Origin of the sequence: Tsukamurella sp. 1534, from assembly GCF_000312385.1 — a bacterium.
In the GTDB taxonomy this organism is placed as follows: Bacteria; Actinomycetota; Actinomycetes; order Mycobacteriales; family Mycobacteriaceae; genus Tsukamurella.
The window spans coordinates 1,129,571-1,145,161 of record NZ_HE997626.1 but is presented as its reverse complement, the minus strand read 5'-3'; the positions used below and the strand labels follow the sequence as shown (position 1 = coordinate 1,145,161).

Here is a 15,591-nt window from a genome sequence, read left to right as displayed (position 1 = left end):
CCTCCCGCGAAATGTCGGATCATCCTCAGAAGGGGTGGGGGCCGGCCTCGTACCACCCGCGTGCCGCCACGAGGGTCACCGCGACCACGGCGATAGGTGCGACCGCGAGGATCGCCCCGAGCACGTACAGCTGCATGATCGCCGCCGCCAGCGGCGACGCGCCGCCGAGCACCATGCCCACGAACGCGCCGGGGATCGTCACCAGCCCCACGGTCCGCGTCTGGTCCAGCGCGGGGACGAGCGCCGTCGCCGCGGCGGGCCGGCACACCTCCAGCCGGACCGTCACCGGCTCCATGCCCAGGGCCAGCCCGGCCTCCACCTCTCCGCGCCGCGCGGACAGCTCCTCGAGTGCCCGCTTCCCGGCCAGGCCCGCCGCCGTCATCGCGGCGCCGAATCCGCTGCCCACCACCGGGATCACCGCGATCCCCGCCGCCGGCAGCACCCCGGCGGCGATGAGCACCGCCGCCAGCGCCGCCGACGGCACGGCGACCGCGGCCGTGGTCAGCGCGATCTCGGGCCACCGCGGCAGCCTCCCGACGATCCGCCGCGTCGCGGTCCACCCGGCCGTCGCGCCCATCAGCGCCACGAACACGGCCGTGAACCACAGGCTCCGCACGATGAGGCTCAGCGCCATCCCGAGCGCCCCGAGCTGGATGGTCGCGCGCACCGTCGAACCGAGGATCGCGGCGCCGTATCCGGTCCGGCCCAGCCACGCGACGGCTGCGCCCGCGAGGGCGAGCGCCACGAGCGCCACCGCGAGCGCGGGGCCCGCGGTGAGCAACTCGCGGGAATCGCTTCCGGTCACGTCCGGGAAACCTAGCGGAAACCCAGTCGAAGCACCCCGGATACTCGGCGTCCCTCCAGGTCAAGGCGGGTTAGGTCAGCCTTTTATTTGGTGAATCAGGTCGAGGAAACTAGAATTTGCGGCACAGCCAACGATGCCTGAGGTGAGTCCTGTCCAGGGCCACCGCCCTTGTAAGAACCCGTTCCGCCGTGAGGCGCCGCGTTAAGGCAGGTTTTCGATGAGCCGTTTCGTCCCCCCAGGTCCGCAGGGTCTGTACCACCCCGCGAACGAGCACGACGCCTGTGGCGTCGCCTTCGTGGTGGACATGCACGGCCGCCCCTCCCGCGACATCGTGGACAAGGCCATCACCGCGCTGGTCAACCTCGAGCACCGCGGCGCCGCGGGTGCCGAGCCCAACACCGGTGACGGTGCGGGCATCCTGATCCAGGTCCCCGACCGGTTCTTCCGCGCCGTCGTCGACTTCGAGCTGCCGCATCAGGGCGCGTACGCCACCGGCATCGCCTTCCTCCCGCAGGCCGCCGCCGAGGCGACCAAGGCCGCCGAGGGCGTGGAGCGGATCGTCGCCGAGGAGGGCCTGACGGTGCTCGGCTGGCGCGATCAGCCCACCGACGACGGCTCGCTGGGCGCGCTCGCCCGCGACGCCATGCCCACCATGCGCCAGGTGTTCATCGCTGGCGACGCGGCCGACGGGACGCCCCTGTCCGGCATGGAGCTCGAGCGCCGCTGCTTCGTGATCCGCAAGCGCGTCGAGCGGGAGCTCGGGACCGACGGTGCCGGCGCCGGCTCGCAGGGCGAGGAGTCGGTGTACTTCCCGTCGCTGAGCAGCCAGACCTTCGTCTACAAGGGCATGCTGACCACGCCGCAGCTCCGCGGGTTCTTCATGGACCTGCAGGACGAGCGCGTGGAATCGGCTCTGGGTCTGGTGCACTCGCGCTTCTCCACGAACACGTTCCCCAGCTGGCCGCTGGCGCACCCGTACCGCCGCGTCGCCCACAACGGCGAGATCAACACCGTCGGCGGCAACGAGAACTGGATGCGCGCTCGCGAGTCCCTGCTCGACCCGGCGGTCTTCGGTGACGACGCCAAGGACAAGATCTTCCCGATCTGCACCGAGGGCGGCAGCGACACAGCACGTTTCGACGAGGTGCTGGAGCTGCTGCACCTCGGCGGCCGCAGCCTGCCGCACGCCGTGCTCATGATGATCCCCGAGGCGTGGGAGCGGAACCTCGACATGGACCCCGCGCGCCGGGCGTTCTACGAGTACCACTCCTCGCTGATGGAGCCGTGGGACGGCCCCGCGTCGGTGTGCTTCACCGACGGCACCGTGATCGGCGCCGTGCTGGACCGCAACGGCCTTCGCCCGTCGCGCATCTGGGTCACCAAGGACGGCCTCGTCGTCCTCGGTTCCGAGGTGGGCGTCCTCGACATCCCGCACAGCGACGTGGTCTACAAGACCCGCCTGCAGCCGGGCCGCATGTTCCTGGTGGACACCGCGCAGGGCCGCATCGTCTCCGACGAGGAGATCAAGAGCGATCTGGCCGCCGCCGAGCCGTACCAGGAGTGGCTGGCCGAGGGCCTGCTCCGCCTCGAGGAGCTGCCCGACCGCCCGCACACCGTGATGGCGCACGATCGGGTCACCCAGCGGCAGCAGATGTTCGGGTACACCACCGAGGAGCTGAACCTGCTCCTCACGCCGATGGCCAAGACCGGCGCCGAGGCGATCGGCTCCATGGGCACCGACACCCCCGTCGCGGTCCTCTCGCTGCGCCCGCGCCTGCTGTTCGACTACTTCCAGCAGCTCTTCGCGCAGGTGACCAACCCGCCCCTGGACGCCATCCGCGAGGAGATCGTCACCAGCATCGGCGGCACCATCGGCAGCGAGTCCGATCTGCTCAACCCGTCGGCCATCAGCTGCCGCCAGATCCTGCTGCCGCAGCCGATCCTCAACAACGACGAGCTGGTGAAGCTCGTCAAGGTGAACGACGACGGCAACCTGCCGGAGTTCCGCTCCGTGGTCATCCCGGGCCTGTACCCGGTGGCCGAGGGGGGCAAGGGCCTGCGCGAGGCGATCGACACCGTGCGCACCCAGGTCTCCGAGGCCATCGCCGGCGGCGCCCGCCTGATCGTGCTGTCGGACCGCAACTCCGATCGCCTGCTGGCGCCGATCCCGTCGCTCCTGCTGACCGCCGCCGTGCACCACCACCTGGTGCGCGAGCGCAGCCGCACCAAGGTCGGCCTCATCGTGGAGGCCGGCGACGCCCGCGAGGTGCACCACATGGCCGCGCTCATCGGATGCGGTGCGGCGGCGGTGAACCCGTACATGGCGTTCGCCACCATCGAGGACATGCAGCTGCGGGGCGAGCTCAACGGGATCCCCCTGGCGAAGCTCAACGCCAACTACGTCAAGGCCGCGGGCAAGGGCGTGCTCAAGGTGATGTCCAAGATGGGCATCTCCACCCTGGCCTCGTACACCGGCGCGCAGCTGTTCCAGGTGATCGGCCTCTCGCAGGAGGTTGTCGACGAGTTCTTCACGGGCCTGCAGAGCCAGCTCGGCGGCATCGGCCTGGACGAGATCGCCGCCGACGTGGCCGCGCGGCACAAGCGCGCCATGAACGACCGCCCCGAGGAGCTGGCGCACCGCGAGCTCGAGGTGGGCGGCGAGTACCAGTGGCGCCGCGAGGGCGAGTACCACCTGTTCAACCCGGACACGGTGTTCAAGCTCCAGCACGCCACGCGCACCGGCCAGTACAAGGTGTTCAAGGAGTACACCAAGCTGGTCGACGACCAGAGCGCGCGGCTCGCGTCGCTGCGCGGCCTGTTCCGTTTCCAGCCGGACCGGCAGCCGGTCCCGCTGGACGAGGTGGAGCCCGCCAGCGAGATCGTCAAGCGGTTCTCGACGGGCGCCATGAGCTTCGGCTCGATCTCCGCGGAGGCGCACGAGACGCTGGCCATCGCCATGAACCGCCTCGGCGGCCGCTCGAACTCCGGTGAGGGCGGCGAGGATCCGAACCGCTTCACGCCGGACGAGAACGGCGACCTGCGCCGCTCGGCGATCAAGCAGGTCGCTTCCGGCAGGTTCGGCGTGACCTCGCACTACCTGAGCAACTGCACCGACATCCAGATCAAGATGGCGCAGGGCGCGAAGCCCGGCGAGGGCGGCCAGCTGCCCCCGCACAAGGTGTACCCGTGGGTCGCCGAGGTCCGCGGCTCGACGCCCGGCGTCGGCCTGATCTCGCCCCCGCCGCACCACGACATCTACTCGATCGAGGACCTCGCGCAGCTGATCCACGACCTGAAGAACGCGAACCCGCAGGCGCGGATTCACGTGAAACTGGTCTCCGAGATCGGCGTGGGCACCGTCGCCGCCGGCGTCTCCAAGGCGCACGCCGACGTGGTGCTCATCTCGGGCCACGACGGCGGCACCGGCGCCACCCCGCTCACCTCGGTGAAGCACGCGGGCGCGCCCTGGGAGATCGGCCTCGCCGAGACCCAGCAGACGCTGCTGCTCAACGGTCTTCGCGACCGGATCGTGGTGCAGGTGGACGGCCAGCTCAAGACCGGCCGCGATGTGATCGTCGCCGCGCTGCTCGGCGGCGAGGAGTTCGGTTTCGCCACCGCGCCGCTGGTGGTCTCGGGCTGCATCATGATGCGCGTGTGCCACCTCGACACCTGCCCCGTGGGTGTCGCCACCCAGAACCCCGTGCTGCGCCGCCGCTTCAACGGCAAGCCGGAGTTCGTGGAGAACTTCTTCCTCTACATCGCGGAGGAGGTGCGCGAGCTGCTCGCCGAGCTCGGTTTCCGCACCCTGAAGGAGGCCGTCGGCCAGTCGCAGGTGCTCAACACCGAAGCGGCGCAGAAGCACTGGGGCGACGCCAAGGCCGGCAAGCTGGACCTGACGCCGATCCTCGCGCAGGTGGACTCGCCGTTCATGCGGCAGGACCCCTACTGCAGCCAGCCGCAGGACCACGGCCTCGAGAAGGCCCTGGATCAGCAGCTGATCGCGCAGGCGCGGATCGCGATCGACACCGGGAGCCCGGTGCAGATCGAGACGCCGATCTCCAACGTCAACCGCACCGTCGGCACCATGCTGGGCCACGAGATCACCAAGGCGCACGGCGCCGAGGGGCTCCCCGAGGACACCGTCGACATCACCTTCCGCGGCAGCGCCGGCAACAGCTTCGGCGCGTTCGTGCCGAAGGGCATCACGATGCGGCTCTACGGCGACGCCAACGACTTCGTGGGCAAGGGCCTCTCGGGCGGCAAGATCATCGTGCGCCCCGCCGCGGACGCCCCCGAGGGGTTCGTGGCCGAGGACAACATCATCGCGGGCAACGTGATCCTGTTCGGCGCCACCGACGGTGAGGTGTACCTGCGCGGCAAGGCCGGCGAGCGCTTCGCCGTGCGCAACTCGGGCGCCGTCGCGGTGGTCGAGGGCGTGGGCGACCACGGCTGCGAGTACATGACCGGCGGCCGGGTGATCGTGCTGGGCGACACCGGGCGCAACTTCGGCGCCGGCATGTCCGGCGGCATCGCCTACGTGTACAACGCCGACGGCCGCTTCGACCGCGACCTCAACACCGAACTGGTGGAGCTGGAGTCGCTGGACGAGGCCGACACCGAGTTCGTGCGCGAGACCATCGTCAAGCACCACGCGTACACGGATTCCGCCGTGGCGGAGAAGATCCTCGCCAACTGGGGCCGGGAGCGCCGGCTCTTCGCCAAGGTGATGCCGCGCGACTACAAGCGCGTGCTCACCGCCATCAAGCGTGCCGAAATCGACGGCCGCAACATCGACGACGCAGTGATGGAGGCCGCTCGTGGCTGATCCCCAGGGCTTTCTGAAGAACACCTCGCGTGAGCTGCCGGTCCGCCGGCCGGTCCCGCTCCGACTGCTGGACTGGAACGAGGTCTACAAGCCGTTCGACGGGGGCACCCTGCGCAAGCAGGCCTCCCGGTGCATGGACTGCGGCATCCCGTTCTGCCACAACGGTTGCCCGCTCGGGAACCTGATCCCCGAGTGGAACGACCTGGTCTACAAGGACCGGTGGCGCGACGGCATCGAGCGCCTGCACGCGACGAACAACTTCCCGGAGTTCACCGGCCGGCTGTGCCCCGCGCCGTGCGAGGCCTCCTGCGTCCTGGGCATCAACCAGGACCCGGTGACCATCAAGCAGGTCGAGGTCGAGCTCATCGACAAGGCCTTCGACGAGGGCTGGGTCTCGCCCGAGCACCCGACCACCCTCACGGGCAAGAAGGTCGCCGTGATCGGCTCCGGCCCCGCGGGACTCGCCGCGGCGCAGCAGCTCACGCGCGGCGGCCACACCGTGACCGTGTTCGAGCGGGCCGACCGCATCGGCGGCCTGCTGCGCTACGGCATCCCCGAGTTCAAGATGGAGAAGCGGCACATCGACCGCCGCCTCGCCCAGATGAACGCCGAGGGCACGATCTTCAAGGCCGGCGTCAACGTGGGCGTCGACGTCACCGTCGAGCAGCTCCGCGAGGACTTCGACGCCGTGGTCCTGGCCAACGGCTCCACCGTGGGCCGCGACCTGCCGATCCCCGGCCGCGAGCTGGACGGCATCCACCAGGCCATGGAGTTCCTGCCGTGGGCCAACCGCGCCGCGGTGGGCGACGACGTGACCGACGGGGACGGCCTGCCGCCGATCCACGCCAAGGACAAGAAGGTCGTCATCATCGGCGGCGGCGACACCGGCGCGGACTGCCTGGGCACCTCGCTGCGCCAGGGCGCCGAGAGCGTGCACCAGTTCGAGATCATGCCGGTCCCGCCGCGTGAGCGCGCCGAATCCACCCCGTGGCCGACCTACCCGCTGATGTACCGCATCAGCTCGGCCCACGAGGAGGGCGGCGAGCGCGTGTTCTCCGTCAGCACCGAGCAGTTCGTCGGCGAGGACGGAAAGGTCACCGGGCTCAAGGCCTACGAGGTGACGATGGAGGCCGGGAAGTTCGAGAAGGTCGAGGGTTCCGACTTCACCCTCGAGGCCGATCTCGTGTTGCTCGCGATGGGCTTCGTCGGCCCGCAGCGCGACGACCTCCTCGACAAGCTGGGCGTCGAGTACTCCGACCGCGGCAACGTGGCGCGCGGCGACGACTTCCAGTCGACGGTGCCCGGCGTGTTCGTCGCCGGCGACGCCGGCCGCGGCCAGTCGCTCATCGTGTGGGCCATCGCCGAGGGCCGCAGCGCCGCCGCCGCCGTCGACCGGTTCCTCATGGGCGAGTCGGCGCTGCCCGCGCCGATCGTGCCCACCACCGCACCGCAGCGGTAGGCGCACCGTCGGACACCGATGACGAACGCCGAAGGCCGGCCCCGCGCGGGGCCGGCCTTCGGTGATCTCGGGGCTACTTCCGGTTGAGGAGTCCGCCCAGGATGCTGCCGAGCACGTCGCCCGTGGGGTTGCCGCTGCCGGCCTTCCCACCGCCCAGCATGCCGCCGAGGATGCCGCCCAGCAGGTCCCCTCCGCCCTGCGGCTCGGGCGCCTGCTGCTGCGGAGCCTGCTCCTGCTGCGGGGCGCCCTGGCCGCCGGTGAGCTTCTTCATGACGAACGCGATGACGATCGGCGCGAGGATCGGCAGCAGCTGCTTCACCAGGTCGTTCGTGACGTTCGAGGAGAGCGGGGCCGCGGCGGCCGCCGCCACGTCGTCGGTCTTGTCGCCGAACAGGCTGGAGACGATCTGCTCGCCATCGCCGTCATCGGCGGCCGCCGCGAGCTCCGTGGGAGCCTGCGTGGTGTCCTGCGCCTGCAGGCCCGCCAGGAGCGTGGGCACGGTCTGGTTCACGGCCTCGGACGCGACCTCGGGCGCGACGCCGAGCTGGGCCGCGATGTCGGCGATCGGGATGGATTGGATGAGGTCGTCGAGGTCGGACACGGTTCTCCTCAGGGAGTGTGAGAAAGCAAAGTCGAGCGGGACAAGGCATACAGTAGCGGCCCCTCGTCGTGCGGTCGCGGGATGCGCCGCGGAGGCCGCGTGTGACTCGGGACACGCGCGGCCGCCGGCACTGGACCCCGGGCGATCCAAGCAATACAGTATCTGTAACCAATCGTTCCGCATCGAGATCGCATCCTCGGAGAGAATCGCCGTGAAGCTGCACCGCCGCCCCACCGTCCTGGGCTCCCTCGCAATCCACCGGCTGCGGAACCGCCGACGTGCGCGCACGCTGACCGAGGACGGCGAACGCCTCGTGACCCCCGCCGACCTGCGCGTACTCCGGGCCGGCTAGCCGCCCGCCCGGTCGACGTCGAGGATCAGCGCGGCCGTCTGCGCCGGCTGGTCCACCATCGCGTGGTGCCCGCTGGGGCTGATCACCGCGAACCGCGCTCCCAGCCGGTCCGCCAGTTCCCGCTGCCGCCGCAGCCACGACGCCGCCCACGGCGTGGGCCGTCCGGTGTAGGCGGCCGCCACCGTCGCGGGGAGCCCCACGCGCAGCGGCTTCCGCCCCCGCAGGTCCGACAGCCCCCGCGCGAGAACCGGGTACTGCCCGTTCTCCAGCAGCGCCGCCCGCAGGTAGGCCTCGGAGGAGAGGATCGGCGTGAACCGCTCCGGCGCGGGCGAACCCGCGAGCAGCCGGTGCGCGAGCGGCCCCGCCCGGTTGATGTGCGCGGCCGCCGCCGCATCGGCCGTGCGCAACAGCAGACCGTCGCGCACCCGGGCGGGGAGCGTCCACGGCGGCCGCACCTCGACGCTGCCGTCCAGTAGGAGCATGCCGGCCGTCCGCTCCGGATACAGCCGCGCGAACGCCTCCACGTAGAAGCCGGCCATCGAGTGCCCGCACACCACCGCGGTGGGCAGCTCCAGAGCGTCCAGCAGCTCCCGCAGGCGCGTGACCTCCGACTCCAGGGTGGGGAGGGCACCGTCGGGCCACGGGTCGGAGAGGCCGTACCCCGGCCGGTCCGGGCGCACGACGGTGCGCGACGCGGACAACAGCGCGGTGCACGCGTCCCAGTCGAACCAATTGCCGGCGAGGCCGGAGCAGAGCACCACCGGGGGGCCCGAGACCGGGCCCGTGGGCGGGTCGACCGCCACGTGGGTGCGCACACCTGCGAGCTCGAGCAGCACGGGTCGAGGATAGTCGGGCATGATGAGCGGCGTGAGCGACGCGATCGACGTGGAGATCTCCGACGATGTGATCCGGCTGGGGCAGTTCCTCAAGCTGGCCGGGCTGATCGACTCCGGGGCCGAGGCGAAGTCGGTGATCGCCGACGGTGAGGTGACCGTGAACGGCGAGGTCGACGAGCGCCGCGGGCGGCAGCTCGCCGTGGGCGACGTGGTGGAGGTGTTCGGGCGGTCCGCCCGCGTCGCGCGGGGGTAGCGCTACACCAGGACGATGCCGTCGTCGTCGCTGTGCAGAATATCGCCGGGCGTGAACGTGACGCCGCCGAAGGTGAGGGGCACGTTCTTCTCGCCGGCGCCGGTCTTGGTGGACTTGCGCGGGTTGGTGCCGAGGGCCTTGACGCCGATGTTCAGCGTGCCGACCACCGCGGAGTCGCGGATGGCGCCGTAGGCCACGATGCCGGCCCAGCCGTTGGAGCGGCCCAGCTCGGCGATCAGGTCGCCGACCAGCGCGGTGTGCAGCGACGGCTCGCCGTTCTCATCGGAGCCGTCGATCACCAGCACGCGGCCGTCGCCGGGCTCGCCCAGCACCGACTTGAGCAGCGCGTTGTCCTGGAAGCACTTGACGGTGACGACTTCGCCGGCGAAGGCGCGGCGGCCGCCGAACTGGCGGAACTGGGTGTCGCAGCTGCGCACGTCGGGGCCGATCTCGTCGACCAGGTCCGCGGTGGGGGTGAACTGCACGTCGCTCATGAGGCGATCCTATCGACCCCGATCCGTGGCGAAAATGCGCGTCTCGGGCGGGACGCGACCACTATGGCCGCGACGGGCCTCTGCAGCGAAGATTCGCGACGGGGCGCGCTATTGAGGCACCGTCAACAAGCGGGTAGCCTGGCCCCATGCCAGCACCCACCCAGGCCACGTTCGACCGTCTCCGCGCGCTCTCCGCGATCGACCACCCCGACCAGCGGGAGTCCCGCGATGTACTCGAGGCGTTCAGCGGCGAGAAGGTGACCACGATCCCCGTCGGCACCGCCGAGGACGTCGAGCTCGCCTTCACCCGCGCCCGCCTGGCTCAGCGCCAGTGGGCCGCCCGCAGCCCCAAGGACCGCGCCAAGGTGCTGCTGCGCTTCGCCGACCTGGTCAACGAGCACCGCACCGAGCTGATGGACATGGCGCAGCTCGAGACCGGCAAGGCCCGCCAGTACGCCCAGGAGGAGACCCTGGACGTCGCCATGACCGCCCGCTGGTACGGCAAGAACGCGCCGAAGCTGCTGGCGCAGAAGAACACCGCCGGCATGCTCCCGGTGTTCACCAACACCCGCGTGCGCTACCAGCCCAAGGGCGTGGTCGGCGTGATCGCGCCGTGGAACTACCCGCTGACCCTGGCCGTCTCCGACGGCGTGGCCGCGCTCGCCGCCGGCAACGCGGTGGTGCTCAAGCCGGATTCGCAGACCCCGTACTGCGCCCTCGCCGCCGTCGAGCTGCTCTACCGCGCCGGCCTCCCGCGCGACCTGTTCGCCGTGGTCCCGGGCCCCGGCGGCGTGGTGGGTACGGCGATCGTCGAGCGCGCCGACTACCTCATGTTCACCGGCTCCTCCGCGACCGGTGCCACCCTCGCCGAGCAGTGCGGCAAGCGGCTCATCGGCTTCTCCGCCGAGCTGGGCGGCAAGAACCCCATGGTGGTCACCAAGGACGCCGACATCGCGAACACGGCCGACGGTGCCGCGCGCGCCGCGTTCTCCAACTCGGGCCAGCTGTGCATCTCGATCGAGCGGATCTACGTGGAGCGGGAGATCGCCGACGAGTTCGCCCGGGCCTTCGCCGAGCGCACCGCGAACCTCGCCCTGGGCGCCGGCTACGACTTCGCCAACGAGATGGGCTCCCTCGCGTCGAAGTCGCAGATCGACACCGTGGTCTCGCACGTGGACGACGCCGTCGCCAAGGGCGCGACGGTGCTCGCCGGCGGCAGGGCCCGCCCCGACCTGGGCCCGTTCTTCTACGAGCCGACCGTCCTCAAGGACGTCCCCGAGGGCGCCGTGTGCTTCCGCTCGGAGACCTTCGGCCCCGTCGTCTCCATCTACCCGGTGGACTCGGTCGACGAGGCGATCGAGCGCGCCAACGACACCGAATACGGCCTCAACGCCAGCGTTTTCGCCGGCTCCACCAAGCAGGCGCAGGAGATCGCGGACCGGATCAACGCCGGCACCGTGAACATCAACGAGGGCTACGCCGCCGCGTGGGGCTCCACGGCCGCGCCGATGGGCGGCATGGGCATCTCCGGCGTCGGCCGCCGGCACGGCGCCGAGGGCCTGCTCAAGTACTGCGAGTCGAAGACCATCGCGCAGCAGCGGATCATCGGCATCGGCGGCATCAAGGGCGTCCCGCGCACCGTGTTCCTCAACGTGGTGCCGCCCGTCGTGCGGGCGCTCAAGTTCATCGGCCGCTAGGCCCGCCCCACCCGTACCCCTCAACCACCCCGCCCGGGTCGATCGACCACCGTGACGGCGCGAAAAACCGCTGGTCGCCATCCGCGGGACGGTGTTCAATCGGGGTAGGAGGGTGTATGGACGTCACGTTCGTCAAGCGCGGGACCGGCTACGAGGTGCTGGTGCGCCGCGAGAAGGGACCCGAGCTCGCGCCGCGGGGCGGGCCGGGCGCGAGCCCGACGGTGCCGCACGACGCCGCGCACATGATCGGCGAGATCGAGGACGGGCTGCGCGGCGGCGTGTTCGGGCGCCTCGCGGCCGCCGACGGCCTCGACGGGCTGTTCTGGCCGGCCGATCCCGTCGCGCGGAAGAAGGCGTCCCGGAACACCAAGCGGCCCACCGCGGAGCAGTCCGAGGACATGCGGCGCTCCGAGTACCTCGCGTCGCTCACCGTGGCGCTGTGGGAGGTGGAGCGCGGCCTGCGCGCGCCCGACCGGGCGTGGCCGGGCACCGTCGACGACGCGGACCTGACGCCGGAACTGGTGCGGCGCCTGTACGCCCGCTACGACGCGTTCGCCGCGGCGTGGAAGGACCTGCCCGACGGTGGCGAGCTCACCCTGGCCTGGCCGGGCGAGGTCAGGGGCGGGAGCCGGAAGTCCGGACGGCGCGGGTGATCTCGGCCGCCACGGCGACGCCCTCCTCGGGGAACGGGTGCATCGCCGCGGCCCGCGGCGTCTCGGTCAGGCCGTTGATCCACGGCCGCGCGCCGCACACCTCGTGGCCGCGCGACGCCGGCTCCATGTCCACGAACTCGGCGCCCGCCCGCTGCGCGGCCCGGTGCACCGCACGGTTGAGCCGCTCGGTGAGCACGCTCCGCATCCAGTCGACGCTCGCCGGGGCGTAGGCCGAGATCGCCCCGCACGACCGGCCGGGTTCGAACAGCACGGGATAGCCCACCAGCATGATCCGCGCCCGCGGGGCACGGGCCCGCACCGCGCGCACGATCCGGGCGTCCGCGGCGGTGATCCGCTGCAGCACAGCGGAGACCGCGCCGTCGGACAGGTGCGCGGGGCGGGAGGCGCCGTCGGACGTGCACGGCGCCGCCCGCGTCCCGGGCCGCTTCGCGCAGGCCTCCAGGATGTTCGAGTACAGGTCGCCGTCGTTGCCGCCCAGCGAGATCGTGACCAGTCGCGTCTCCGCGCCGATCCCCGAGAGCTGCGGCGGCGCGTCGAAGTGTCCGAGCTTCGCGGAGCCCGCGCGCTGCACCGCGAACGCGTCGCCGCTGTCGGCGCCGCCGCAGGTGTTGTCCCGCAGGGAGGTTCGCGGCAGGCCCAGGGCATCGGCCACGAGCTTCGGGTAGTTGCGCGTCGACCGGCCGCAGGAGCGCTCCTCCTGCGACGGGCCGGCGGTCGCGTCCGCGGGCAGCGAGGAGTAGGAGTCGCCCAGCGCCACGTACGCCGGGGCGGCGGGCCGCGCGTGCGCAGGGGAGGCGACGCCCAGCGCCAGGGCGGCGGCGGACACCGCCGCGCCGCAGCGGAGGAGGAGCGGGGGACGGGTCCTGTTCAGCACCCGACGAACGGTAACGCCCCGGCGGCCGTCCCGCAGGACGGCGGCCGGGGCGACCGGGAGGAGTGCTGCTAGGAGCTGACGCCCAGCCGGTTGAGCAGGTCGGCGTCGATGCCGTCCAGCTCGCGCGCGATGGCCTGGTGCGCCGGGCGGCGGCGCGCCGGGGGCATGGACTCCGACGCGGTGATCGCCGCGGACAGGTCGTCGAGACGCTGCGCGACCGCCGCGGTGAAGGACTTGGTCTCCGCGTCCGGGTGCGTCGTCGCCAGTTGGTCCAGCGAACGGCGCGACGCCGCGACCCGGGCCGAGAGCCCGCCGCCGTAGCCCGCGAAGTTCGCGACCTCGTCCACCGGCACGCCCAGGCGGGACGCGCGGGCCGTGTCGAGCTGGTTGCGGCCGGCCTGCGCCGCCCGGTACACCAGCGGCACCACGACCGGCGCGAGCAGGCGCGCGGTGGACACGTAGCGCTTGAGGCGGGCCTCCGACAGCAGCTTGCCGTCCACGGCCTGGCGGGCGTTGGTCTCGGCGATCTTCAGGTTGGCCTTATCCGACTTGCCCTGCATCTGCGCCACGATCTTGGCGCGCTGCAGCTCGGACTTCATGGCCTTGCGCTCGCTCTTCGACGCGGTCTTCACCACGCGCTTCGCTTCGCGGTCCGCGTTCTTCGCGGCCAACTTGGCTTCGAGGCGCGCCTTCGACTTGAGCGCCTTCGCCTGTGCCCGACGCTCTGCGCGGGAGGACTTCTGCTTCTTGCCGAACAAACCCATCTGTGCACGTCCTTGAGGTCAGCTACTGCCGTCCGGTACAGCATTGCACAGCGTGGCTGCCGGGACTGTCAGTGCCGCCCGCGATAATGCTCGGTAGTGGACACACAACAGGGCATCCAGGCACCCCCGGTGAGCGCGCGGGCACTCACCGGCTGCCGCCATCGCCTGGCGCTCGACACCGCGGCCTCCGGCGCGGACCCGGACCCCGGCATGGCGCTGCGGGTGGAGGCCGCCTCGGTGTTCCGGGCCTCGGTCCGGGACCGCATGGCGGGCCTCACCGTCATCGAGCCCGGCGAGGGCGCCGTGACCCGCACGCTGGACGCCCTGGCCCGCGGCGCCGACCGCGTCTGGGGCGGGGTCCTGCCCACCGCGCACGGCCGCCGCGGCCACAGCGAACTCCTGATCCGCGTCGCGGACGGCTACGTCCCCGTCATCGTCGTCAATCACAAGGTGTCCGACCCCGGCGCGGGGGCGACCACGTCGCCGCTGGACCGCTGGGCGCCCGCGCCGGATGAGACGGTGCGCGTGCGCCAGCACCGGGGCGACCAGATGCGCCTCGCGCACCTCACCCGGATGCTGCAGGACGCGGGGCACGCCTCGTCGTCGCTGCTCGGCGGGAGCGTCGGGGTCGACGGTGCGCGCATCGTCGTGCACGAGATCGGGCCGCTCCTGCCCCAGTACGACGAGCGGTTCGCGGACCGTCGGGCGGTGCTCGCCGGGACGTCCGGGACCGAGCCCGTGCGGGTCGCCGAATGTCGGCGGTGCCCCTGGTGGCCGCAGTGCGAGTCCGTGCTCGCCGCGCAGCGCGACGTGAGCCTGGTGGCGGACGGCCGCTCCGCGCCCGGGCTCCGCGCCGCGGGCGTGACCACGGTGGATCAGCTGGCGGAGTACGCCGGGCCGCAGCCCGAGGACGTGCCGGTGCCGATCGCCGACCTGCGTGCCATGGCGCGCGCCTGGCGCGACGGACAGGTGCTGGTGCGCCGCACGCCCGAGGTCCGCGTCCGGCGGGCCGACGTGGAGGTGGACGTGGACATGGAGAGCTACCAGGAGTACGGCGCGTACCTCTGGGGCACCTGGCTGCGCCGCGACGGCGTCGACGAGGGCTACCGGCCCTTCGCCACCTGGGAGCCCGTGCCCACCCGCGACGAGGCGCGCTCCTTCGCGGCGTTCTGGGCCTTCCTCATGGACCGTCGCGCCGAGGCGCACGCCGCGGGGAAGACCTTCGCCGCGTACTGCTATTCGCAGAACGCCGAGAACAAGTGGCTGCTGGCGTCGGCGGACAGGTTCGCGGGCGAGCCGGGCATCCCGACCCGCCGCGCGGTGGAGGAGTTCATCGCGTCGCCGGAGTGGGTGGACATGTTCGACGCCGTGGGCGACGCGTTCCTCTCGCTCGAGGGACGCGGCCTGAAGAAGGTGGCCCCCGTGGCCGGATTCCATTGGCGGGACGCGGAAGCCGGCGGCGAGGCGTCCATGCTGTGGTACCGCGTGGGCGTCGGGATCGACCCCGGCTTCGGCGACGAGGACCGCGCCGCGCAGCGCGAGCGGATCCTGGCCTACAACGAGGACGACGTGAAAGCCACAGCGGCCCTACGGGAATTCATGTCCAGCGAGCGCGTGAACGCGCTGCCGGTGGTGGGCGACTAGGCCTGCGCCTGGCGCAGGTGCGCGCGGCGCAGCGAATCGACGAACGTGCCGCTGCCCAGCAGCGCGATGCCGCCGAGGATCGCGATCATCGCGGGCGACAGCTGCCGCGCAGTCTCCGCCGCCACCGGGGCCACGCGCTGCGCGGACGAGAGCGCGCTGGTGAACAGCGTGGTCTGCTCGGGCGCCGACTGCGTGGCGGGGGCGGCGGGCTTCGCGGGGGCGCCGCCGCCGTTGCCCGACGGTGCCGGGGCCGGCTTGGGGCCGGGCGTGGGCGCCGAGACGGGGGCCAGCGCCGGGCCGGCCGGAACGGCTG

The 15,591-nt window shown here is 72.0% G+C and carries 13 protein-coding genes and 1 pseudogene; 7 read left to right on the top strand and 7 right to left on the bottom strand.

Features of this window, described 5'->3' with window-relative positions; all coding sequences use genetic code 11:
* Positions 1-25 precede the first annotated feature (25 nt).
* Positions 26-805, bottom strand: a complete 780-nt coding sequence (locus tag BN39_RS05645) for an ABC transporter permease (protein ID WP_019201392.1) — start codon at positions 803-805, stop codon at positions 26-28.
* A gap of 217 nt (positions 806-1,022) precedes the next feature.
* Here BN39_RS05645 and gltB point away from each other — a divergent pair, with 217 nt between their 5' ends.
* Together gltB and BN39_RS05635 are read left to right on the top strand one after the other, a co-directional pair.
* Complete coding sequence (gene gltB / locus BN39_RS05640; protein ID WP_040765917.1) at positions 1,023-5,630, top strand: glutamate synthase large subunit; 4,608 nt, start codon at positions 1,023-1,025, stop codon at positions 5,628-5,630.
* Positions 5,623-7,089 (top strand): glutamate synthase subunit beta, encoded by a 1,467-nt coding sequence (locus BN39_RS05635; protein ID WP_019201390.1) that lies wholly within the window; start codon positions 5,623-5,625, stop codon positions 7,087-7,089. Before gltB ends, BN39_RS05635 begins: the two co-directional genes overlap by 8 nt.
* A 73-nt stretch (positions 7,090-7,162) precedes the next feature.
* Here BN39_RS05635 and BN39_RS05630 read toward each other — a convergent pair whose 3' ends face one another.
* Positions 7,163-7,690: a DUF937 domain-containing protein gene (locus BN39_RS05630; RefSeq protein WP_019201389.1), complete on the bottom strand. Its 528-nt coding sequence runs from the start codon at positions 7,688-7,690 to the stop codon at positions 7,163-7,165.
* 211 nt (positions 7,691-7,901) lie between these two features.
* On the opposite strand from BN39_RS05630, the gene BN39_RS23420 reads away from it, so the two are divergent.
* Positions 7,902-8,042: a hypothetical protein gene (locus BN39_RS23420; protein WP_019201388.1), complete on the top strand. Its 141-nt coding sequence runs from the start codon at positions 7,902-7,904 to the stop codon at positions 8,040-8,042.
* Here the strand turns inward: BN39_RS23420 and BN39_RS05625 are convergent.
* Positions 8,039-8,878, bottom strand: coding sequence for an alpha/beta fold hydrolase (locus tag BN39_RS05625; RefSeq protein ID WP_202803285.1), 840 nt, complete (start codon positions 8,876-8,878; stop codon positions 8,039-8,041). The two genes, BN39_RS23420 and BN39_RS05625, sit on opposite strands and share 4 nt — an antisense overlap.
* Positions 8,879-8,900: 22 nt before the next feature.
* Here BN39_RS05625 and BN39_RS05620 point away from each other — a divergent pair, with 22 nt between their 5' ends.
* Entirely contained in the window at positions 8,901-9,131 is a 231-nt protein-coding gene (locus tag BN39_RS05620) for an RNA-binding S4 domain-containing protein (protein ID WP_040765914.1), read from the top strand.
* A gap of 2 nt (positions 9,132-9,133) precedes the next feature.
* On the opposite strand, the gene rraA is transcribed toward BN39_RS05620, so the two are convergent.
* Complete coding sequence (gene rraA, locus BN39_RS05615; RefSeq protein WP_019201385.1) at positions 9,134-9,625, bottom strand: ribonuclease E activity regulator RraA; 492 nt, start codon at positions 9,623-9,625, stop codon at positions 9,134-9,136.
* Between the two features lie 146 nt (positions 9,626-9,771).
* On the opposite strand from rraA, the gene BN39_RS05610 reads away from it, so the two are divergent.
* Positions 9,772-11,322, top strand: coding sequence for a succinic semialdehyde dehydrogenase (locus BN39_RS05610; protein ID WP_019201384.1), 1,551 nt, complete (start codon positions 9,772-9,774; stop codon positions 11,320-11,322).
* Positions 11,323-11,438: 116 nt separating this feature from the next.
* The gene (locus tag BN39_RS05605; RefSeq protein WP_019201383.1) at positions 11,439-11,975 is read left to right on the top strand and encodes a hypothetical protein; all 537 of its coding nucleotides are present in this window, start codon (positions 11,439-11,441) and stop codon (positions 11,973-11,975) included.
* Here BN39_RS05605 and BN39_RS05600 read toward each other — a convergent pair.
* Together BN39_RS05600 and BN39_RS05595 are read right to left on the bottom strand one after the other, a co-directional pair.
* Positions 11,938-12,870, bottom strand: a complete 933-nt coding sequence (locus tag BN39_RS05600) for an SGNH/GDSL hydrolase family protein (RefSeq protein ID WP_019201382.1) — start codon at positions 12,868-12,870, stop codon at positions 11,938-11,940. The genes BN39_RS05605 and BN39_RS05600 overlap by 38 nt on opposite strands.
* A gap of 68 nt (positions 12,871-12,938) precedes the next feature.
* Positions 12,939-13,634, bottom strand: coding sequence for a DUF6474 family protein (locus BN39_RS05595; RefSeq protein ID WP_019201381.1), 696 nt, complete (start codon positions 13,632-13,634; stop codon positions 12,939-12,941).
* A 96-nt stretch (positions 13,635-13,730) separates the two neighbouring features.
* On the opposite strand from BN39_RS05595, the gene BN39_RS05590 reads away from it, so the two are divergent.
* Positions 13,731-15,278 (top strand): TM0106 family RecB-like putative nuclease, encoded by a 1,548-nt coding sequence (locus tag BN39_RS05590; RefSeq protein WP_237741626.1) that lies wholly within the window; start codon positions 13,731-13,733, stop codon positions 15,276-15,278.
* Here the strand turns inward: BN39_RS05590 and BN39_RS23415 are convergent.
* Positions 15,275-15,591, bottom strand: a pseudogene (locus BN39_RS23415) (hypothetical protein); the annotation flags it as partial. The gene BN39_RS05590 and the pseudogene BN39_RS23415 overlap by 4 nt on opposite strands.

Excerpts from the sequence above, each read along its gene's own strand:
- BN39_RS05620 (WP_040765914.1), top strand. The coding sequence starts at position 8,901 with ATGAGCGGCGTGAGCGACGCGATCGACGTGGAGATCTCCGACGATGTG.
- gltB (WP_040765917.1), top strand. The coding sequence starts at position 1,023 with ATGAGCCGTTTCGTCCCCCCAGGTCCGCAGGGTCTGTACCACCCCGCG.
- BN39_RS05595 (WP_019201381.1), bottom strand. The coding sequence starts at position 13,634 with ATGGGTTTGTTCGGCAAGAAGCAGAAGTCCTCCCGCGCAGAGCGTCGG.
- BN39_RS05610 (WP_019201384.1), top strand. The coding sequence starts at position 9,772 with ATGCCAGCACCCACCCAGGCCACGTTCGACCGTCTCCGCGCGCTCTCC.
- BN39_RS05605 (WP_019201383.1), top strand. The coding sequence starts at position 11,439 with ATGGACGTCACGTTCGTCAAGCGCGGGACCGGCTACGAGGTGCTGGTG.
- rraA (WP_019201385.1), bottom strand. The coding sequence starts at position 9,625 with ATGAGCGACGTGCAGTTCACCCCCACCGCGGACCTGGTCGACGAGATC.